The sequence below is a fragment of the Paenibacillus fonticola DSM 21315 genome, from assembly GCF_000381905.1.
In the GTDB taxonomy this organism is placed as follows: Bacteria; Bacillota; Bacilli; order Paenibacillales; family Paenibacillaceae; genus Fontibacillus; species Fontibacillus fonticola.
Genome location: NZ_KB907250.1, coordinates 144,711 through 167,030, shown reverse-complemented (window position 1 = coordinate 167,030; position 22,320 = coordinate 144,711). Strand labels below are relative to the sequence as shown.

The 22,320-nt window shown below is 51.0% G+C and carries 15 protein-coding genes; all 15 read right to left on the bottom strand.

Going from position 1 to position 22,320, the window contains the following annotated elements:
• Nucleotides 1-139: 139 nt before the first annotated feature.
• Nucleotides 140-1,846 carry a ribonuclease J1 gene (rnjA, locus tag G358_RS0108275; protein ID WP_019636742.1) on the bottom strand — a complete coding sequence of 569 codons (1,707 nt, stop codon included), beginning with the start codon at nucleotides 1,844-1,846 and terminating at the stop codon, nucleotides 140-142.
• A gap of 82 nt (nucleotides 1,847-1,928) precedes the next feature.
• The gene (locus G358_RS0108270; RefSeq protein ID WP_019636741.1) at nucleotides 1,929-2,117 is read right to left on the bottom strand and encodes a helix-turn-helix domain-containing protein; all 189 of its coding nucleotides are present in this window, start codon (nucleotides 2,115-2,117) and stop codon (nucleotides 1,929-1,931) included.
• A gap of 345 nt (nucleotides 2,118-2,462) precedes the next feature.
• Nucleotides 2,463-4,253: a glycoside hydrolase family 2 protein gene (locus G358_RS0108265; RefSeq protein ID WP_019636740.1), complete on the bottom strand. Its 1,791-nt coding sequence runs from the start codon at nucleotides 4,251-4,253 to the stop codon at nucleotides 2,463-2,465.
• Nucleotides 4,254-4,366: 113 nt separating this feature from the next.
• Nucleotides 4,367-5,989 carry a response regulator gene (locus tag G358_RS0108260; RefSeq protein ID WP_019636739.1) on the bottom strand — a complete coding sequence of 541 codons (1,623 nt, stop codon included), beginning with the start codon at nucleotides 5,987-5,989 and terminating at the stop codon, nucleotides 4,367-4,369.
• Nucleotides 5,990-6,011: 22 nt separating this feature from the next.
• Nucleotides 6,012-7,847 (bottom strand): cache domain-containing sensor histidine kinase, encoded by a 1,836-nt coding sequence (locus G358_RS0108255; RefSeq protein ID WP_019636738.1) that lies wholly within the window; start codon nucleotides 7,845-7,847, stop codon nucleotides 6,012-6,014.
• Nucleotides 7,848-7,856: 9 nt separating this feature from the next.
• Nucleotides 7,857-9,170: an ABC transporter substrate-binding protein gene (locus tag G358_RS0108250; protein ID WP_019636737.1), complete on the bottom strand. Its 1,314-nt coding sequence runs from the start codon at nucleotides 9,168-9,170 to the stop codon at nucleotides 7,857-7,859.
• A gap of 34 nt (nucleotides 9,171-9,204) precedes the next feature.
• On the bottom strand, nucleotides 9,205-10,980 hold the full coding sequence (locus G358_RS0108245) for a family 43 glycosylhydrolase (protein WP_205621519.1): 1,776 nt from the start codon (nucleotides 10,978-10,980) through the stop codon (nucleotides 9,205-9,207).
• Nucleotides 10,981-11,072: 92 nt separating this feature from the next.
• Entirely contained in the window at nucleotides 11,073-11,912 is an 840-nt protein-coding gene (locus tag G358_RS0108240; protein WP_019636735.1) for a carbohydrate ABC transporter permease, read from the bottom strand.
• Nucleotides 11,909-12,808: a carbohydrate ABC transporter permease gene (locus G358_RS0108235; RefSeq protein WP_019636734.1), complete on the bottom strand. Its 900-nt coding sequence runs from the start codon at nucleotides 12,806-12,808 to the stop codon at nucleotides 11,909-11,911. The genes G358_RS0108240 and G358_RS0108235 overlap by 4 nt, the downstream gene beginning before the upstream one ends.
• A 117-nt stretch (nucleotides 12,809-12,925) precedes the next feature.
• On the bottom strand, nucleotides 12,926-14,227 hold the full coding sequence (locus tag G358_RS0108230; protein WP_019636733.1) for an ABC transporter substrate-binding protein: 1,302 nt from the start codon (nucleotides 14,225-14,227) through the stop codon (nucleotides 12,926-12,928).
• 1,361 nt (nucleotides 14,228-15,588) lie between these two features.
• A complete protein-coding gene (locus tag G358_RS0108225; RefSeq protein WP_019636732.1) occupies nucleotides 15,589-17,973 on the bottom strand; it encodes a glycoside hydrolase family 95 protein in 2,385 nt (794 codons plus the stop codon).
• Complete coding sequence (locus tag G358_RS0108220) at nucleotides 17,957-18,637, bottom strand: SGNH/GDSL hydrolase family protein (protein WP_019636731.1); 681 nt, start codon at nucleotides 18,635-18,637, stop codon at nucleotides 17,957-17,959. Before G358_RS0108220 ends, G358_RS0108225 begins: the two co-directional genes overlap by 17 nt.
• Nucleotides 18,638-18,661: 24 nt before the next feature.
• Nucleotides 18,662-19,501, bottom strand: a complete 840-nt coding sequence (locus G358_RS0108215; protein ID WP_019636730.1) for a response regulator transcription factor — start codon at nucleotides 19,499-19,501, stop codon at nucleotides 18,662-18,664.
• Between the two features lie 245 nt (nucleotides 19,502-19,746).
• Entirely contained in the window at nucleotides 19,747-21,312 is a 1,566-nt protein-coding gene (locus tag G358_RS0108210; RefSeq protein ID WP_019636729.1) for an extracellular solute-binding protein, read from the bottom strand.
• 70 nt (nucleotides 21,313-21,382) lie between these two features.
• The gene (locus tag G358_RS0108205; RefSeq protein ID WP_019636728.1) at nucleotides 21,383-22,258 is read right to left on the bottom strand and encodes a carbohydrate ABC transporter permease; all 876 of its coding nucleotides are present in this window, start codon (nucleotides 22,256-22,258) and stop codon (nucleotides 21,383-21,385) included.
• Between the last annotated feature and the right edge of the window lie 62 nt (nucleotides 22,259-22,320).

Below are 22,320 nucleotides of genomic sequence, written 5' to 3'. Positions count from 1 at the left end.
CAATGTTTATATTCTCCCTGATTGTTGTCATCTTCATTCTCTTTTTTCAACTCACAGGACAAAAAGAAGGAAATTTTGCGTCATCATTCAACGACAAACAGAGCCTCCCCGGTAGGAAGGCTCTGTTTAAAAACTAATATTAAACTTCTAAAATAGAAGGCATAATGTGCGGCGATCGGCCCACTTCTTTCATGAAAAACCTGCGCATAATCCGGTGCGTCGAACGTACCCAGTCCGAGCGGTTGTACTCCTGGCGCTCTCCCTGTTTGGACAGGTTTCGCTTCAGAGTCATTTCCGCCCTCCGCAGCAGTGGACGGGCATCCTGCATGTAGACAAAGCCTCGCGTAACGATATCAGGCCCGGCGAGAATTTGCCCGGTATCTTTATCAATCGTCATCACGACAATGACAATGCCCTCTCTTGCCAGTTCTCCCCGCTCTTCAACAAGCTCATCTTCAAATGACCTCATCTCACCGTTCGTAATATAGACGTCACCGGAAGGAACGGAGCGGCCTTTCTTGGCACGGTTGCGATAGATGGACAGCGTATCTCCGACATTCATCACGAAGACGCGGTCTTCCGGCAGGCCGGTCTGCAGCGCCAGCTTGCTATGGGCGAGCAGCATGCGGTATTCCCCGTGGATCGGGATGAAATATTTAGGACGGATCATGCTTAGCATGAGCTTCAAGTCCTCCCGGTTACCGTGGCCTGATGTATGGATATCGATAATGGAGCCGTAAATAACGTTGGCGCCTGCCCGCATGAGCATATCGATGCTCCGGTTAATATTTTGCTCGTTCCCCGGTATCGGAGAGGAGGAGAAAATAACGGAGTCTCCCGGGTAAACTTGCACGGAGCGGTGCGCCCCGGAAGCGATCCGGCTCAGCGCTGCATTAGGTTCTCCCTGACTGCCCGTACAAACGATCAGTACCCGGTTATCCTCATAACGGTCAATATGCTTCACATCGATCAGCATGCCATCTGGAACACGAATATATCCCAGCTCCTGCCCGATTGTAAATACCTTCTCCATACTCCGGCCGATTACAGCGATCTTACGGTCGCATTGCATCGCCGCCTCTACTACCTGCTGCAAACGATGCACGTTTGAAGCGAACGTTGCGAACAAAATCCGTCCTTCACATTGCCGAAAAGATTCAAGAATCGCATCGCCGACCTTTCGCTCAGAAGGAGTAAACCCTTCCCGCTCACTATTCGTACTGTCTGCCAGCAGGGCAAGAACACCCTCTCCTCCAACGCTGGCCATTTTGGACAGGTCAGCCGGCTTGTCCTCTGGCGTGAAATCAAACTTAAAATCCCCCGTATGCACAACCGGACCGTATGGTGTGTCTACAACGACACCGAAAGCATCGGGAATGCTATGTGTCGTACGAAAGAAATGTACAGCCAAATGCTGAAACGCATACCGGTCATTTTCATGAAATACATGCAGCTCGGCCTGCCCAAGCAGACGATACTCCTCTAACTTGGCACGAACTAAGCCAATGGTAAGCGGTCCTCCATAGATCGGGATCTGCAGCTGACGGAGCAGGAACGGTATGGCTCCGATATGATCCTCATGACCATGTGTAAGAAATAGGCCTTTGATTTTGTGCTTGTTGTTAACCAAATAACTCATATCAGGAATAATATAATCGATTCCGGATAAACGGGAGTCCGGGAACTTTAAGCCCGCATCAATAATGACAAGTTCATTTTTGTATTCGACGGCATACATATTTTTCCCGATTTCACCAAGTCCGCCGAGTGCAAAAATCCGAACCGGAGGGGGAGATGATTTGGGGCGTCGCTGGGTCTTCACTGTTTTACTAGCTTCTTCATTCATTATGTGCTTGATCCTCTCCTGCAAAATACCGGTCACCTAATAGAGACCGGGGCTACTATGTTTAGTATGATAATCATGACTTCTATATTCTTTCACCATGTTTCAAACGCTCTATCAGATCGAACAGATCGTCCTTCTTAATTCGCCAATGTCTTCCAATTTTAAAAGCCGGTATGACTCCCTCGTTCACCAGCTTATAGGTCGTTACCTCGCTAAGCTGCAAATAACTCGCAACCTGAGCTATCGTCATGATCTCCATATCCGCATCCATAGAACAATCTCCTCTATAGAACATTGGTTTGTATTCAATTATACTCAATTATACTCAAAATAACTAATCATTTTTCCAGCCTTATCCTTCCTGTTGTGAAAAAAATAAAAGCCTGATGACTATCGGCCTCAAATAGGAACTGAATTTAAGTGGTGCAAAAAAAATCAGATCACTTATAAGTGTGATCGTGTATGACTTTGCCAACAAAAAGTTTTCTAATGGACAAGCTGCATTTAATCCGATAAAAAAAAGAGCTGAACCGCAGTGGTTCAGCTTATTTCTTTTATAGAACGATATTAACAAACGCGTACCCGCCTAAAGCCAAATTAAAAGAAACTGGCTTGATCAATTCGCCTTTCTGCCCGTAATAATTTGCCGAATTTGCTCCAGCGGGGCCTTAGGCTGCCTGTTGTACGTCAAAAGCCCGTTGATCTCCTGCTCTACGTCCGTAAGCTGTGTATAACAGAATCCTTGTACGACCGGGGAGGCGTACATCGGATCGACGACGTCCTTCAGCCGCTGTAAATAATCCTCTTCATTATCCGCACCGGAATACCCCCAGCCTTCCCACTCGCTCGCCTTGAAGGCAATTCCGCCGAACTCCGTCACGAGGATGGGCTGGCCGGCATAAGCTGCCCCGCCGACGAAAATACGGCGATTCGCCGGCATGGCTTCTATCGTGGATTCTACCGTTTCGTATCTGGCCTCCAGCACCTCGCGGCGGCTCTCATAATCGTGAATGGTCACCAAATCCGTCGTCATATGCTCCCATCCGTCGTTATATACGACAGGACGCGTCTGATCGAGCGATTTCGTTAAATGGTACATGGCTAGGCCGTGCTGCTGCTGTTTGGCATCGATCTGCACGTTCGGGACGCCCCAGCTCTCATTCAGCGGCACCCATGTCACGATGCAGGGGTGATTGTAATCCCGCTGAATCACCTCCTGCCACTCGCTGGTAAACTGCCGCACGTAATTTTCGGAGTAGGCATAAGCATTCGCGGCTTCTCCCCAGACGAGCATGCCGATCCGGTCACACCAGTACAGGAAGCGCGGATCCTCCATCTTCTGATGCTTGCGCACGCCGTTAAAGCCCATCTCTTTAGCCAGCTCCACATCCCGCTTCAAATCCTGATCACTCGGAGCAGTAAGGATGCCGTCCTCGAAATACCCTTGGTCAAGTACAAGCCGCTGATAATACGGACGGTTGTTCAGGCATAAGCGCCCATTTTCAATGGATACCTTGCGCATCCCGAAATAACTGTCCACCTCATCCAGCACGCGGCCATCGCCGACAAGCTTGAAGGAAATATCGTACAGGTTCGGATGCTCCGGTGACCACAGGCGGCCCAGTCCATGCTCGGCAAAATCGTGGAGATGAACGCTGCGGTGCTCCTCTGGGCGAAGTACTTTATAGCGATCGCAAGCGATCCGTTCTCCCTGAAAAGACACCGTCACCTCAAGCTCCAGATCTGTCGCGCCGCCCTGCACGCCTTCCACAAAAGTATGCAGTTGAATTTCGTTCCGGTCGATATCGGGAGTCATGGCCACCCGCTTCAGATAAGTCTGATCCACCGGCTCGAGCCATACCGTCTGCCAAATTCCTGTGGTCCGCGTATAGAAAATACTCGCCGAGTTTTCCAGCCAGTATTGCTTGCCCCGCGGCAGGGTAATGTCCCGGCTGAAATCTTCTGCGCGAACCGTGATCGTCTGGCTTCCTGGAACGAGCAAATCCGTGATATCGGCCTGAAACGGCGTGTGTCCGCCTTCATGGACAGCGGCCAGTTGGCCGTTAATCCATACTTTGGCCAGGTAATCGACCGCACCGAAATGAAGCACGATCCGCTTTCCGTTCCACGCCTCCGGCAGATCGAAGCTTTTGCGGTACCATACCACATCGTGGAACTCCGGATTCCCGATGCCGCTCAGCTTGCTCTGAAATACGAAGGGAACTGTAATCGATTGCGGATATGGAGCCGGGTAGTCATTCCCGTACCATTTCTCCTGCTCCCCGATTCGGTCATCATCGAAGGCAAACTCCCACTCCCCGTTCAAATTGAGCCAATCCGCACGAACGAATTGTGGTCTTGGATATTCCTCTCGCGGAATCGATTTATTGTTCTGAATGTTAGTCACTGATCTTTACCTCCTGTTAGTGTCAAGTCATATGAATGAGAACCTCTCTGTTCGCTGAAAGATGCAGCTCCAAGAGAACGTAAATTCAAGAATGCAACTTCAAAAATGTAACTTCAAGAACGCTCCGTACAATCTTTGCGAAACTCGCGGCGGTAATCCTTCGGAGAGAGCTTGGCCTCCCGTTTGAACACGCGGTAAAAATGGCGCAAATTCGGAAACCCGGTTTCCTCGGCGATCGCCGCGATTTTATCATCGCTGTCCATCAGCCGCCGCTTGGCCTCTTCCACGCGAATCGTTGTCAGCCGCTCCACGAAGGTCGTGCCGGTCCGCTGTTTGAACAGCGAGCTGAAATAAGCCGGGTTCAGATGTACCTGCCCCGCCACCTCGTTCAAAGTAATCTGCTTATGGAAATTGGATTCGAGGTACTGCAGCGCCTGCTCCACCGGGTCGTGCCAGGTTTCCAGCCTGGAATCGGCAATGCAGCGGGACAGGGCCGTCAGCAGCATCCGGCACTCGATCAGGAGCTCTTCACTCGATGTAATCGAGCATATATCGAATATGAGGCTGCGAATATCCCTCTCGCCCAGCCATGCCTTAGTTAAATTCAGCTTCTCGGCCGATTCGTAGAAATGGATTAGGAGCTTGCATATTTTCTGGTAGACGAGCTCGGGGCTCGTCGCTTGCCGGCACAGGCTGCCGATCTCCGCTTCCGCCCGGCTCGCCGCTTCCTCTACCCGTCCTTCCAGGACGGCGCGCTCCATCGCTCCCCAGGATTCGGGATCGACCTCGAGATATAAATCATGATCCCCGCGGATCGTGTCATATTGCAGCACCTTGTCGCCGCCGACGATCAGCCGGTAGAGCAAGCTGATTTCGGCATCACGATAAGAATCCGAGATGGAATCGACCCCTTTGGCGACCCGGCCGACGCCGATCGTTACGGTGAGATTCGATAAAGAGGTGATCTGCCTGCGGATCGACTCGGCCAGCTCGACCAAGCCGCAGTTGTCCTTGCTGCTCAAATTGACAATGCCCGCCACCTCCGAATCAGAAAGGACGAGGCTATACCCTTTCATCATCCGTTTGTTGACCATTTCCTGCACGAATTGACGGATATAGAGCTGGAACAGCGAGGGATCGGCTTTGAAATACCGCTCTGAGCCTATAGAACCCTTATCGAGCTTGATCAGAAAGCAGCAATAATAAGGCTGATCAAAATCAACGCCAATTTTGCGCAGCAGATCTACATGATGCTGCTGCACCATGCCGCGCATTAACCCTGCAATGACGGACTCGCTCACATGGCGGCGGATAAGTTCGTTCTCCTCCTGATCAAATTTCGGAGCGGAAGCCTTGCCCCGCTTTACCGTCTCCTCCTTCAGCTTGGCAAGAATCCGCCCGAGTTCGCTCCGCTCCACCGGCTTCATCAAATAATCCTTGGCGCCATATCTCATCGATTGAAGCGCGTAAGTAAAATCTTCGTAGCCGCTGACCACGACGCATTCCGTTTGCGGAAAACGCTCCTTCACAACGCGCTGCAAAGCGATACCGTCCATCCGCGGCATGCGGATATCGGTTAAAATAACATCGGGATGCAGCGCCTCCGCACGGTCCAGGGCCTCATAACCGTCCGAGGCATCACCGACGACCTCCCATTCCGGATCCAAGGACGTAATCATGGCCCGCAGACCCTTGCGAAATATCTTCTCATCATCGACGATCAGAATTTTTGGCATAAGATTCTCCTCCTTGGTTAAGTCATGATGTGGAGTGGAACACAGCCGGTGCACGATCCTCCTCACGGGCCGGCATATGCTTAGCGGGAACCGTCAAGGTGACACGTACCCCGCGGTAAGGCATGCTATCGATCGTAAGGCCGTATCTTTCGCCATAATAAAGCACAAAGCGCCGGTGTACGTTAAGAAGTCCGTTGCCCGTGGCTCCGCCAAGATTTCGAGAGTAGGCCAGCTTGTGCCGAATCTGCTCAAGCTGCGCGGTAGTAAGACCGATTCCATCGTCCTCCACGGTTAGCCGCAGCAGGCCGTCCTGAATGCCCCCGGTCAGGGAGATCCGTCCCTCGCCTACCCCCTTGTCGAGTCCATGCTTGAAGGAATTTTCAACGATCGGTTGGATCATGAGAGGAATAACCTCACAATCCATCGCCGCCTCCTCGATATCCAGGGTGAAATGCAGCCGCTCATCGTAACGCAGCTTCTGAATCGCCATATAACGGCGGATATGCTCGATCTCGTCTTTGAGAACGACCCCTGACTGGTGGGCATTTAAGGAATACCTCAGTATGCGGCTCAGATTGTTTGTCATCGTCGTAATTTCCTTGCTGCCTTCCAGCTCTGCGTACATACTTATCGATCCAAGCGTGTTGTACAGAAAATGTGGATTGATCTTGCTCTGCAGCGCAGCAATTTGCGCATCCTTCTCCCGAATCTCGGTTTCATAGAGCAAATAGCCGAGCTCGCTTAGGCGGGAGACCATTTTATTAAAGGCGCTACCGAGCTGGCCTACCTCATCCCATTGATTCACGGGAAACGTTACTTCCAACTGGCCTTTCTCGACCTTCTTCATCAGTCGGCTCAGTTTGCGGATGGGGAGCGTAATCCGGTACGCTGTAAATACGGAGAACAGCATCGCCGAACCGACGCAAACAATTCCCATAATCGTGATGGAATTACGAACCTGCAGGCTATCCAGCATCAATTCCGAAACGGGGACAGCTCCGACGGTGGTCCACTGCGTCAGCTCTGATGTGGCATAAGAGACCAGCATCCGTTCGCCGTCCGATTCCAAATGGGTCACGCCTTCCCCGCGGAACGATGCGGCGGCTCCGTCCTCTCCCGGAACGACAGAGCCTTTGCGAATAACGAGATCGCCCTTGGCATTCGTTATATAAAGAGACCCCCTCCGGCCAAGTTGTACCTGCGCCAATATTTTCTCCACTACTGCCGGATCGACGTCAAGCACGATGTAGCCGAGCGTCCGTCCAGTATCGAAACTGCGCAGCTCCCTCACGATGGAGAACACCTCGTAGACCGAGCCGCTCGTTAGTTTAAGCTCGTGCGTCGTCAAAAAGATCGGCTCTCCGAAATGGCCCTGGGCCTCCTTCAGCCACTCCGCATCTTCATCCAGCTTATAGCTTGTGACGTACTGGCTTTCCGGCATGACCACATAGGATGCTCCTTTGGAGCCATAGAGCGATACGCCCATAATATCGATTCGTCCATTCAGGAACACCTTGGACACGAAGTTATTCAGCAGGCTAATCTCTTCCAGGCTCAAGGAAGCGCCGGGCTTTCTTTCCGAGGCCAAATAATCGAGGATATCATGGTACTGGTAGGGCATCAGCGAGAGCCGGTTCAACTCCTCCATATAAGTGTCAATATTGAGCGTGATCTGCTTCATCGTCTGCAGCTGAGACTCGCCGACATTCGCTTCCATCGTCCCCCGAAAGCTAGTGAACGCATAGACGCCAAGCGCCCCGAGCGGAATTACGATCAGAACGGAGTTAATGAGGATTAATTTTTGCGCCAGCTTCAAATTTCTCAGCCAATGTATTCCTCGTCGCAATATCGTCATCATAGCTGTCCCTCACTTGCGCAAATCCGCATTGATTTTCTTCACGGCCGCATCCAGCGCTTCCTCCGGCGTCTGGTAACCATAGATCATTCTTTCGAATTCATTGATGATCCGTTCGTTGATGCTCCATTGTTTGGCGTTTCTCGGCCAGTAAGCGACGTAGTTGGCCGTAGCGGCATAATCGCTCCGGTATTCGAGCTGGTTGAATACCTCTGAACTTGTAAGCTCGGTCATGCTGGGAACATGCCCGGCCTTCGCCCACATATCCCCATGTCCTACGATCCAATTCGCGAAGGTCAGTATCGCCTCTCTCTTCTCCTCCGTCATCCCACGCTTTCTGGGAATAGATAGGTTGTGAGAATCCCCCCAGACCGCGGGTTGATCATATAAAGTCGGCACGGGGACGACGCCGAACTGAAGTCCCGCCGCCTTCTCGAAGGCGCCCGTTCCCCACATCCCCGTAATCAGCACTGCCGCTTTGCCGTCATAGAACAATTGGAAAGCATCGTTGATGTTGGGCGGGATCAGCTTATCCTTATATAGGCTGTTCACAAAGCTGAGCGCCTTCAAAGAAGCGGTATTGTTGAATACGGCCTCCATGCCGTCTTCGCTGTAGAACTGTCCGCCGTCCATCATTTGGTTGTACAGGCTCCACCACAGCCAGGCAGAATCGATCCGCGTGCTGGGCTGGGCTAGCGGAGCGATATCGGGCGGAACCGTCCGCCGAATTTGTTCTAAGAAGGACTTGAACCCTTCCGCTCCCTTGGGGATAACAGGTCTTCCCGCCTCGTCCAGCACACCAGCCTTGGACAGCCAGTCTTTGTTGTAATACATGACCAAGGCATGCGTGTCGAGCGGTACCCCGTAATAATCCTCCTCATATAATACCGAGCGGAGTATATTCGGATTAAAGCGCTTCCAATCGATGCCGATATCTTTGGCCTCCGCCGTCAGCTTCTCCACGTAATTGTTCTGAACGAACTGGGGCATGATCGTTGAATGGACGATAGCTACGTCCGGCGCATTGCCTGATAATACGGCTGTTTTCAAGCGAGAATAATAATCATCAAGACGTGAATTTTTCTGGACAACCTGGATTTCCGGATGCTCCTCGTTGAACCGCTCCACCATCTCGGTCATGAATTGGTTATCCCCGCCGCTAAAGGGCGTCCAGTATTCCAGGCGCACGACATGAGGCGGCTTCGAAGTCTGCGCTGCTCCCGAGTCCTGCCCCGTACATCCGGGCAGCAGAAGCAGTAGTGCTGCTAATGACATGAATCCGATCGTTGCTCTGCTGCGGTATCGATTCCAGCGATGTCTCTTCATATTCTCGTCTCCTAACGACTCAGAAAGTTACAATCTAGTCAGCGATAATGTCCATATAATCGAAGCTCAGATCTCCCGAAGCCTCTTTGATCATAATTTCATTATCACCTCTCTGCAGCTTTCCTTCAAACACAACTTCTGTAAAAACATTGCGTCCCGTTGCGGGAACAGTCAGCTTTGCACCTTTGCTTCCATTGATCTCCAGTTCAAAGGTTCTTTCCTCATCGCCCGGGTTGGAAACACCGAAGATCAGGCGATATTCGCCCGCTTCAGGTACATGTACCGACCGAAATGCCGCTGAGGAGCCCTCCTCATTCGTCAGCTTCATCACGCCTTCGCTTGAGGCCGACAGGTCCGCGCCCATTGCCTCTTCAAGACCAGAGGATGCCGTTTCCGCCTCATATCTCGTCATTTCGATCGCTTGAATTCCGCCGAGAATGTCGCTCGCGGCACTGTCTTCATCCATCCGCAGAGCCAGCTCGCCGCCTCCTGCTTCTAGCCGAATGCGTCCGTAGGCATAACCGGTCTCATCCTGCGCAGTAACCGGCAATAGTATCGACCCCGCTGCGGTGTCGTTCACCCACACCTCGAGCGTTCGGGTGGCGCCCGTCTCGTTTTTGTAGCGAACAAGCAGCGGTATCTCCGTTGGAACGGCTGCCGCAAATTTCCCGAAGCTGAGGCGGTCTCCGTCTCTATTGGCATGCTTGGCCAAATAGACACCCGACCCCGATGGTAATGGGATCGCCGTTTCCAAGGACAGCGGCTTTCCGAACTCCGGCAGCCCCTGCTCATTCCAAGTGACACGCTGCGCCCGGGCTTTGCGGTTGTTCCAGCCGTCGGCAGGACTGGTCGTGCCGTGGTAGACGATCCAATCCTCCGTGCCGTCCGGCGATTTAACGAAGGAATTATGCCCCGGACCATACACGCCGGCCTCCTCATCCATCGTCATCAGAGGCTCAGCCGCTCTCTCCCAATCCTCCGGCTGAAGCGGATCGCCGCCCTCCTTGAGAGCCAGCAGGCCAAGGCTGTAGAACGGAGTCCAGCTCCCTGCCCCGGAATAGACGATAAATACACGGCCATCCCGGTATAGAATCGCTTGCCCTTCCTGAATGTAAGGCGGTCCGCCAGCCATTTCCCATTCCTGATCCGGCGAGGACAACAACACTCTCGGTCCGCTGATCGTCAAAGGGTCGCTCATCGGCGCAATATAGGTGTTCTGCTGGATGTTTACGTCCCCTTCCCAGCCGGACCAGACGAAATAGAGCTGCCCTTCATGCTCCATTGCCAGACCATCGATGGCCCACTTATTCGTCTCGTCCGTAATTTGCCCTTTGAACTCGTACTCGCCAAACGGGTCATCACCGGCCGCTTCCAGCGCGTACATCCGGTGATTTTCGTTCTGTCCGTCATCCGCCGCGAAATAGATATACCATTTACCGCGAATATATTGAATTTCCGGAGCCCAGAGGTTGGCCGAGTACATCGTATCAATCGGCGGATACCAGACCACCTTCTTCTCCGCCTGCTTAAAATCGATCGTTCGGGATTTCATGACCATGACGTCCGTTCCGTTATGGGTGAACGTCATGTAGTAATATCCATCTTTGTATACCACGCTCGGATCGGGGGTATCCATATCGATCAACGGATTTTTGAATGTACCCCCATGTCCGTTGTATGGGCCGCCAGTTCCGCCGCTGTTCGTCTGTTTCATCCCAATCACTCCTACTATAACGATGACGGCGATGCCAAGAAGCAAGGCTGCCGCATACATCAGCCTGCGTTTGCGCAATATTCGCCTGTCTCTCACAAGCCTCACCTCATGACTAGATATGAACATGCTATTGATTTGTTGATTTACTTGATAATTGGTTGATCAGTTGATTTGATTTGTTGATTTAATCACTTGATGGCAGATTGCGTAATGGCCTTAACGAAGGAACGCTGTCCGATAATGAAAATCACAACAACCGGAATAGCCGCCGCCGCCGTCATCGCCATCAGCTTGCCGTAGGACTGGGTATAGCTGCCCTGGGCCATCATGGCGATCCCTGCCGTAATCGTGCGCATCTCCGGCGAAGTCGTAGCATAAAGCGGCCAAACGAAATCATTGTATATCCCCATAAATGTGAAAATAAGCAGTGTGACCATAATCGATACTGAGGACGGCAGCATGATGCTGGTATACAGCTTCCACTTGTTCGCCCCGTCGATCCGGGCGGCTTCCTCAATGTCCTTCGGGAAGGAAATAAAGAACTGATACAATAAAAACACACCGAAAGCTCCCGCGGTATAAGGAAGGATAAGTGCAGCGTACGTATTGATCAGCCCAAGCGCGTTGAACTCCATGTACATCGGCAAAAACGTCAGCACGCCTGGAATCATCAGCGAGGCGATGAACATCGACAGCAGCGTTCTGCGCAGCGGGAGGTCCTTCAACCGGGCCAAGGCGAACGCCGCCATAGAAGCGATGAGCAGGACGATCGCCGTCCCCGCGATGCCGACCATCAGCGAGTTCGTGATCCATTGCAGGATCGGAACGTTCATCAATTCTCCGCTAAACCCTTTGATATAATTATCGAAGGTCGGCTTGAGCGGAATAAAGTTCATTTTCCCGGACAATGCTTCAAAATCGTTCTTAAAGGACGTCGATATCATCCATACGAGCGGCAGCAGGAAAACGACGGCAACCACCGAAGCGAGAAGAACGAGCAGCAGCGTTTTGATCCGTTTCATGCTCATGACTCTTCCCCCTTATTTCCGTAAGTCAGTTTAAATTGCACAACCGATATGATCATAATGAGCAGCGCCATCAAAATCGCCATCGCCGAGGCGGAGCCGATCTCCTTGCGGATGAACGCCTGATCGAGCACGTTGATCAGCAGCACCTTCGTGCTGTCCCCCGGGCCGCCGCGAGTAAGCAGGAACGGCTGGGCAAAGACGTTAAACGAAGCGATCGTGGATGTGATCATTACGAACAACATGACTGGTTTGATGGTCGGAAGCGTAATGTGACTAAACTTATCCCACGCATTTGCACCGTCCAGCGAGGCGGCCTCGTAGAAATCCTCAGGCACCTGATTCAGAGCATTGATGAAAATAATCATGTTGAAGCCGATCGTCCACCACAAGGTCGTCGTAATGAGCGACACCCAGGCCCACGGCTGGTCGGTCAGCCAGGGAATAGCCGGGATATTCAGCTTCATCAGCAAGCTGTTCAGAAATCCGGAGTTCGTATCGAAAATCATCAGCCAAATCACGGACATGACCGATGCGGATAACGCATACGGCAAAAAGTAGAACGTGCGGAACATGCCGCGGATTTTACTTGGAAGATGCTGGATGAGCATGGCAAGCGCGAGCCCGACCACGATCAGCAGCGGTACGGAATAGATGACGAACTGAATCGTATTCCACAGCCCGTTGAAGAACAGGCTGTTCAAATAGGTGTCCGGCGTAAAAATCGTTATATAATGCTTCAAGCCTACAAAATCATGATCTGGCGATAGAAGCTCAAAGTTATGCAAGCTAATATACACGCCATAAAGTATCGGAAACAATAAGAAAGCGGTAAAACAAATGAAATAAGGCAGCACAAACAATGATGAAGTTAATTTGGAGTGCCAGCTTTTCACCATAGATTTATCCCTCCCGCCCTGGGGCGTTGCTTCATTGTGTGTCAGAAAATCGAAGGAGACGAGAGAGCAGCTGCCGCCTATTTCCCGTCTCCTTCTGCATTAAATTACTTCGGGCCGTTAATTTTTCATCGCTTGCCGTGATTTCGCGACAGCGTCGTCCATTGCTTTTTGCGGATCCTTCTTGCCTAGCAGCGCGTTGTTCAGCTCGCCCCAGATCGGCTCGGAGATCGTTCCCCAGTTAAGCACGTTTGGTGCAAATTGGACATCTGGAAAGCCTGCGGCGATACTGCTTTGAACTTCCAGCTGCTTGAACTCCTCGCTCTCGATCATTTTCTTCGAGGCCAGCGCTTGACCGGACTCTGCCCATTCCATCGAGTGCTCCGCCATGTATTTCAGGAAATCGCCGATACCGGCCAGCTTCGCTTCGTCAGTCATTGCTTTCGGAATGACGAAACCATGGGAGCCGGCAAAAGCTGCTGCTTTCACTTTACCGATTTGCGGAATCGGAGCCACGCCATAATTCAAGCCTGCTTCATCAAATTGCGATTTCATCCAAGGACCGTTGAATTGAATTGCGTTTTTGCCTTGCAGGAACAAAGTATTTTCTCCGTCCTGTTGAACATTGCCTGGGGAATAACCTTGATCGACCAGACTGCGCATCCAGGATACCATTTCTACCGCTTCAGGAGAGTTGTAGGCTACATCGCTGCCATCCCAGAGCTCGCCGCCATTTTGCCATACCAAGGATGGGAAAATGAACTGCTGCGGCCACAGTGTTGGAAGTACGTAACCGTAAACGCCTTTGTCCTTATCGGTCAATTTAGCGACAGCATCCTCAAACTCGGCACGGTTGGTCGGCGGACCGCTAACACCCGCTTGCTCGAACAAATCTTTGTTGTAGTACATGACGACAGGATGGATATCAAGCGGAATGGAATACCATTTGCCATCGATCGTTGAATATTCGACCGGAGCTTCGGCGTAATCGTCTTTGCTGATTCCAGACGCGGAAGCGATATCATCCAGCGGCTGCAATTGATCTTTGTTTACGTACGTTGGCACATTATCCACGTGCATGATCATAAGGTCCGGACGCTCTTTGGATGTGCTGAGCGCAACGTCAAGCTGCTTGTAGTACTCTCCGTTCGGCTGAATGACGAAATTGACCTTGTATTGATCCTGGGAAGAGTTATATTTGTCTACAATCTTCTTCATGAACGGACCATCCGCACCGGAAAATGGGCTCCAGAACAAAATACTGGTCGTCTCCTGCTTCTTCCCGCCGGAAGACTCCCCGCCGCCGTTCACCGCAGCAGAGTTGCCTCCGCCGCTCGAATCCTTGCCGCCGCAAGCCGCCAGCCCAATGACCAGAAAGAGTGACAGCAGCAGTGCAGCCGGTTTTCTTAACTTTTTCCCCATTTACTTAACCCCCTATAGTGTCTTAGTTGCCTATTTCTTGCGATGGCTTGATGCTGTAATCCTCTTGATGCTCTTGTTGCTCTTGTTGCTCTTGATGCTCTGATGCTCTTGTTGCTCTTGTTGCTGCTACCGCTGTAAAATATCTAATCTTTTGCTTGATTTCATCTTATCGGGGATCAGAATCTAAAAACATGTCATATCTTTAGGTGGTAGGGTCAATTTTTTAGGAATGCAAACAACACCTCAAACCATGCACAAAATGTACATTTGAAGGAATACAAAAACACTCCCAGATCAGGATAAAATATCACTGATATGGAAGTGTTCCAATTTGTAACTCAACTTTCGCAGAAAAAAAGTAGCTTGAACCAAAATAACCGGAACCTAGGTGTATTGTTGTTTTGAGGGTGAGGAGATGAACGGCTTGACGAAATTTTGTTTGGCAATAAGGCCGGTGCTACTATGCAGCAACTGTCCAGTCTGAGTCATTCGTTGCTAAAGTAGACAATTCGTCACGATTGCAGGTAATGATCCTTGGGCGGCATCAGCGTCAACTCCCGCAATGGATTTCAGTTCTGTTCCGCTCGCATCCGGCTGATGCATCCGGCTGCTGCACGAGCACTTGTGTGCGATTTATCGCATACATTCCATGCATCGGGCTGCTGCACGTGCACTTGTGTGCGATTTATCGTACACATTCCATGCATCCGGCTGCTGCACGAGCACTTGTGTGCGATTTATCGTACACATTCCATGCATCCGGCTGCTGCACCTGCACTTGTGTACGATTTTTCGTACACATTCCATGCATCCGGCTGATGCACGAGCACTTGTGTGCGATTTATCGCATACAATCTCTGCATCGGGCTGCTGCACGAGCACTTGGGTACGATTTATCGTACACATTCCATGCATCGGGCTGATGCATGAGCACTTGTGTGCGATTTATCGCATACAATCTCTGCATCGGGCTGATGCACGAGCACTTGTGTACGATTTATCGTACACATTCCATGCATCGGGCTGATGCACGAGCACTTGTGTGCGATTTATCGTACACAATCTCTGCATCGGGCTGCTGCATGAGCACTTGTGTGCGATTTATCGTACACATTCCATGCATCGAGCTGCTGCACGAGCACTTGTGTGCGATTTATCGCATACAATCTCTGCATCGGGCTGCTGCACGAGCACTTGTGTACGATTTTTCGTACACATTCCATGCACCTGGCCGTAAAGCATGTTTGTATATTGATTTATTTCGTGCGCACTACTTCCTGTGCTCACGAAGCGGGCCCGGGGCATGTTTGGATGGCTATCGACAACCCATCCGAAATGGTAAACGCTGAATCCTGATCAAACTATCCCGTTGTAAACCGCAACGTATAGGTTTGGCCCGCTATCGTATCAAACTCGGCAAACCCTTTTTTAACAAGGTAATCCAGGCCGCCGCTGTTTCCGGCTAAACCCTCGATAGTCAGAGCATGTGCCGTCTGTATTTTGCAAACACCACCAACGGAAGAATAAATCTTCGCTTGACGGGGTTGGCCCTCTTCCCATTTCAGGCTTACTTCAAATCCGCCACGCGCCCTAAGCCCGCTGAACTCGCCGCTCGGCCAAGCGTCCGGCAATGCCGGCAGCAGCTGGAGCCAGCCTTGATGGGACTGCAGCAGCATCTCGGCGATGCCAGCCGCAGCGCCAAAATTCCCGTCGATTTGAAAAGGGGGATGAGCATCAAGCAGGTTGCCGTATACCCCGCCTTTTGAAGCGTCTTCCACTCCGTCATGAACTAGTTGCAGCAGGTTGGACAACAGCCCTAAAGCCCGGTTCCCGTCTCCAAAACGGGCCCACAGTCCAACTTTCCAGCCGAGGCTCCAGCCTGTTCCAGCGTCCCCACGGCGCTCCAGCGATTGTTTTGCTGCATGAAACAGTTCTGGCGCGGCTTGTTCCGTCAACTGCTGCCCCGGGTAGACAGCAAACAAATGAGAGACGTGACGGTGATGAACATCCTCATCTTCGAAGTCCTGCGCCCATTCCTGCAGCTGCCCATATTTGCCTGTTTGCAGCGGCAGCAAGCGTTTCCGCGCTTCAGTTAACTCCAGGCGGAGGGATTCCTCGATCCCCAAAATATTCATCGCTTCAATACAATTGCTGAATAAATCCCAGATCAGCTCAAGGTCCGTCGAAGTGGCTTCGCTCAAACCGGCAAGACCTTCCGGTGTAACAAATTTATGTTCAGGAGATGTGGACGGGGATGTAATGAGGCGGCCTTCGGCATCCTCCAGCAGCCAATCGAGACAGAAGAGCGCAGCCTCCTTCATTACTGGAAACGCCTGATCCCGCAAATAATTCTCATCCTGGCCAAAGGCGTAATGCTCCCATAAATGCTGGCATAGCCATACGCCGCCCATCGGCCACAGCGCCCATACCGGATCTCCATGCCCGTACCCTCCAGCGGGAGCGGTTTGCCGCCAAAGATCCGTATTATGATGGGCGACCCAGCCTCTCGTTCCATAATGGATCGCGGCGGTATCCCGGCCGTTCTCGGCCAGCTCACCGATCATGTTGAGCAGCGGCTCATGACATTCCGCTAAATTGCACGTCAAAGCTGGCCAGTAGTTCATCTGTGCATTAATGTTCAGCGTCCAGTTGCTGCTCCACGGCGGACGCGTCTCCTGATTCCATATTCCCTGCAAATTAGCCGGCTGCGTACCGGGACGTGAGCCAGAAATCATTAAATACCGCCCATATTGAAATAACAATTGCACCAAGGCAGGATCGGAGGCGCCATACGATCTTATCCGCTCATCCGTACTCAAATCCGCTGGTGCCGAGCGTTCCCCAAGGTGAAGCTGTACCCTGGAGAACAAGGAGCAATAATCAGCGACATGCCTGTCCAGCAGCGATTCATAGGAACGATTTAACGCCTCAACCAAATCCTGTTCAGCGGCTTCGGCTGGCTCCTTCCCTTCCGCCCGCGGAGAGATGTTAAATGCTTGAAAGCTTGTAGCCGCGCTAAAATAGATTGTTGCAGCGGTAGCACCATAAATATGTATTCCATCGGCTCCGTATTCTGCTGAACCCTCCTCCAGCTTGACGGCAGCCCGTCCCTCAAAGGTCATGCCCTCCGTCTGCCCTAAATCACCATATACTACAGGCCGGTCACTATGAACATAGTTCGGGTCAACATGCTCTGGCGCGGTGCCCCGGATGATCAACCGGTCCTGCGTGGCCATTACCCGGCTGCGCAGCGGGCTGTCTAGCCGGACATGCAGATTGAGCATTTTCGGCTCGCTTGCTTCCAAGCGAACAACGATAACCCGGTCAGGATAAGAGGCAAACATTTCACGGGAATATTGAATGCTGCCAATACGGTAACTTACCCGAGCAATGCCTTGTTCCAGATCCAGACTCCGTTCGTAAGCGGACGCATAATTGCCATGCTCAAAATCCAGCATTAAATTGCCGAAGGGCAAATACGACTGCGCATACGGCCCTAACATCGACTTTGCTAATTTGTCAGCGGCCGCATATTTTTCTTCTGACAATAGGCGGCGTACTTCATCCAGCGCTCCTCTTGCCTCCGAATTGTTCCAGTTCCCGGGCTTACCGGACCATAACGTGTCTTCATTAAGCTGGAGCCTCTCGCGCTCCACCCCGCCGAAGAGCATGGCCCCCAGCCTTCCTCCTCCAATCGGAAGTGCTTCATTCCAATCGGTTGCGGCCCTGTTATATTGGAGCTTCATCGCTGATCCCCCCCTTCAGCCATCCGCTGCGCCCAACGATTTCAAGCCATTTTCGAGCGATTAAATCATGACCGGCGGCCGTCGGATGGACTCCATCCCACAACCAATATGATGCCTCAGCCCTTTGAGCTGCCTCCTCGAACGCGGCCTGCAGCGGAACATGCAGCGCGTCAAATTCAGCGGCCAGCCCCCATACAATCTGCTGATAGTTCGAAACCAGTCTGCACCATTGCTCCCATTTCTCCTCCGTCGCTCCTGTTTTCAGAATAAATGGCTCGCATAGTATGATTTTCGATTGGGGCAGAACATCTTTCGTCTCCTCCAGCAAATGACGGTAAGCCCTTTCAAAACGGTCTGTTGCACCGCTCGGTTCGCCAGCCACAATTCGCCATGCATCATTCACACCGATCAAAATACTGATCAAATCCGGCTGAAGACAGATCGCATCTTCATTCCAACGCGCATACAGATCGGAAACTCTGTCCCCGCTGACTCCGCGATTAATAAAAATCGGTTGCTGTTGAGCAAATTCATTCCCGAGCTTGCCCGCGATCATATAAGCGTAGCTATGTCCGAGGATATGATTTTTATCGCCCAGACGATCCCGGTTCCCGTCCGTAATCGAATCCCCTTGAAACAAAATAACTCTATTATTTCTGTGCACTGTCCTCTCACTCCGATCGCATATTCAAAATGACTTTACTTTATTGCGATTGACCGCTTCTTCCCGGTAGCTCCCCGGTGTTTGGCCAACGCACTGCTTGAACACTTTATAAAAATGACGAGGATTTTCATAGCCCACTTTGCGTGAGACCTGATCCAGCGGAATAATCGGATTGTGGGTTAAAATAGCCTTTGCCCGCTCAATCCGGATGAGGCGTAAATACCGTACGAACGTCATGCCCGTTTTTTGCTTCAGCAGATGGCATAAATAGTTGGGGTGCAAACTTAAATAGTCCGCGACCTCCTCTAAAGACAAGTCGCGCGAGAAATTTTGCTGAATATATTGCTCAAACAGCTTGATATTGCTGGAGCTTCCGTCAGCAGAAACATCCATTGCATCTTCCACATTTGCAGCATTTGCAGCATTTGCAGCATTTGCAGCTTTTGCAGCTTTTGCAGCTTCCCCCGCCTGATTCAGCACGCGGTATTTTTCCTCCACAATGCTTGAAGCGATGCGCTTCAGCAGCTGCGAGAACTCCTTCTGATCCACAGGCTTCAACAAATAGTCGACAACCTGCAGGCGAATAGCCTGCCTGGCGTAATTAAAGTCGTCATACCCGGTAATAATCACAAATTTATTCACATTTTTCTGTCCAGCCTGGCTGATTAATTCCAGTCCGTCCATCTCCGGCATTTGAATATCCGTAATGACGAGATCCGGGTGGAAATTATCCATCAGTTCGAGAGCCTCAAGGCTATCCGACACACCGACAACATCCGTAAACAACGTCTGTTCCGCCTTGACCATCCGCTGTAATCCTTTTAGAATAATCTCTTCATCATCGATGATCATCAGTTTCAACAAGCTGCCCGCCCCCCTTAGCCGTGAAGTCAGTCCTCTGCAACTCAATACAGTACGCCTTACTAAGTATCCAATCCCCTTTCCTAGCGCGGCCATAATTCAGCTGCCGCCCAATCCCTTCAATTATAACAAGAATTCCATCGCCTATAACAAGAATTCCAAGGCCAATGGTAGAAATCAAACTTAGACAATGAGCCGCGAAACCCGCTTGGCGGTTTTCGCGGCAACAGCATGTTCAAAACCTCGTTTTATTCGAACAACTCTTTGACTTGCTCGTATTTTTCGTTCGCCCAAGCTTCCAATATAGGCATGCCAATTTTATTGGCCTGCTCTACAATCGTTTCATAGGCTTTAATTGCCTCCTCTTCCGAGTTGGCCAGCAGCACTTTCGACTCTTCATTTTTAATGAGATTTTCAATATTCGTGCTGATCACTTGCTCCTCTGTATCGCTATCCGGCCGCACCATCCCTATTTCCGGCCTAAATGTCGTAAGTGCGCTCAGTTCTTGATTTGCCTTAGTCGTCTGGGTGCCCGGATTAAAATAGGCCAGCTGTTCCGTTACTGCACTGCCGCCAAGCAGCCCCCAATAATAAACTCCCTTCTGAAGCCTGATATCCTCATCCGTAAAATTGTATTGGAACACCGGGTAATTTCCATTCTCGTCATAGTTCCAATCTGTGCCTTCCTGGCCCCACATCGCCAATTTTTGTCCTTCATCCGACATCAAAAATTGAACCAGTTTAATAGATGCCTCGGGGTCCTTGTTATTTCTAGTAATGAATACGCCCTGCCAGCCGCTGTCATAACGCTCATGCTTGAAATTATCCGAAATTTTAATCGGCAGCACTTCCCATGAATATCCCGATTGTTGCGTAGCTGCGGTCAGCCGATCCGCGCCTGACGTATCCCAGGCATAAGCAAAGGCTTTGCCTGTAGTGGCAAGCTGCTTGGCTTGATCCTCGCTCTTGTAAGCCAGGTTTTCCGCTTTGATATACCCTTTCCGGTACAATTGATTCATATAAAGGTACATATCTTTTAATTCCTGGGTATTAAGCGCATACAACATCTTGCCGTTCTCTTCAATCAAGCCTGAAATCATAGCCCCAAAGTTTTGGGCAAAATACCCCTTCGCCCACGTTGGCGTCGGTGTAAGCACCAGCGGGATCATGTCCGGATATTTCGTTTTAACCTGTCCAAACAGAGCATCCAAATCTTCCAGCGATTTCACTTCTGGATTTCCCATTTCCTCCATCAGATCGGAGCGGACCGCGATAGCTGCGCCGTTCGAGAAGGCATACTTTTCATGCTGCTTCCATTCCTCCGCTGTGGAGAAATTGTTGCGGATCGTATAATAATTTCCGTCGCTCACCGTATTCACGGCGATTCGATCATGATCGATTTTAAAATCCGGCGTATATTTATCAATTAATTCCTGCCAAGGGTAAGCGGCTTCAGAATTAGACATTTGCTGATATTGCGTACTCGTGACGACCAAATCCGGCAAATCACCCGAGGCCAGCATAATCGGCAGCTGCTTCTCATCCGTAGCTACAGTAACATTTAAGCGGATGCCTGTCCGCTTCGTAATTTCCTCGGGAATGTCCCCTGACCAGTCCTTAAACGGCCACCATGGCTGATCCACGAACAAATTCAAAGTTACCGGTTCAGAAGATGAACTCCCGTTTCCTTCAGTCTTTCCGCCATTTGCTGCCGGGCTTTCCTTGGATGCATTATTGCTGCCGCAAGCGACCAATAGCGACATTACGAGCAGCATGGCCGTAGCCGTCAGTAGTATTTTGCGAAACTTTTTCATTGCTGTACTCCTCCTTTTGATGGTGTTGCTGATGATGTTCATTGATTTATATCTATTATTTAATCGAGGTTCAGCCTTTGACCGAACCAAGCATCATCCCCTGCACAAAATACTTCTGCAGAAACGGATATACACAGATAATCGGAAATACCGATATAATCATCGCCGTTGCCTGCACGGAGAAGGAGGTTACCTTCGCTTGTGCCGTGTACTGCGCCGATTGGGCATCCGTCGGCATATTCGCCTGATTAATGACCTCCATCATCCGGTAAGCCAAAGTCCGCAAGTGATTGTTCTGCACAAAATATGCAGAGTCCAGCCAGGAATTCCACTGCCCCGAGCCGAGGAACAAGCACATCGTTGCCAGCAGCGGCAGCGAGACCGGCAGAATGATGCGTATGAAAATTTTGAGTTCCCCAGCCCCGTCGATCCGGGCCGACTCGCTAAGCTCCGCCGGAATTTCCTGAAAGAATGAAACCGCAATCAATAGAAAAAACAAGCTGAGCATCGACGGGATGACATACACCCAGAACGTATTCAGCAAATGAATGCTGCGAAGAATGACGTAATAAGTAATGAGCCCCCCGGACACGTTCATCGCGACGATAACGGCAATATAATAAAACTTCCGCAAAATCAGATCCTTTTTGGCTAATCCGTATGCAACCAGACTTGTGAACAAAATACCTGCTACTGTGCCGACAACGGTGCGGAGCACAGTAATGCCAAACGCTTCAATCCACTGTTGTTTGCTGAAGAAGTACTTATAATTTTCCAGTGTGAACTGGCGCGGGAAGAGAAACAGCCCTCCCTGTGCGGTATCCGTTCCCGTGTTGAATGACGCGATCAAAATATAGTAGAACGGATACAATGTGGATAGCGCCACAATAGTCAACAAAATGTAATTAACAACGTTTACAACACGATCTTCGACGGTTGTTCTCATGTTTATGATGGCCCTCCTCTATCGTCTCGCTGCCTTTTGGTCAGAGCAGTAGTTTACGCACT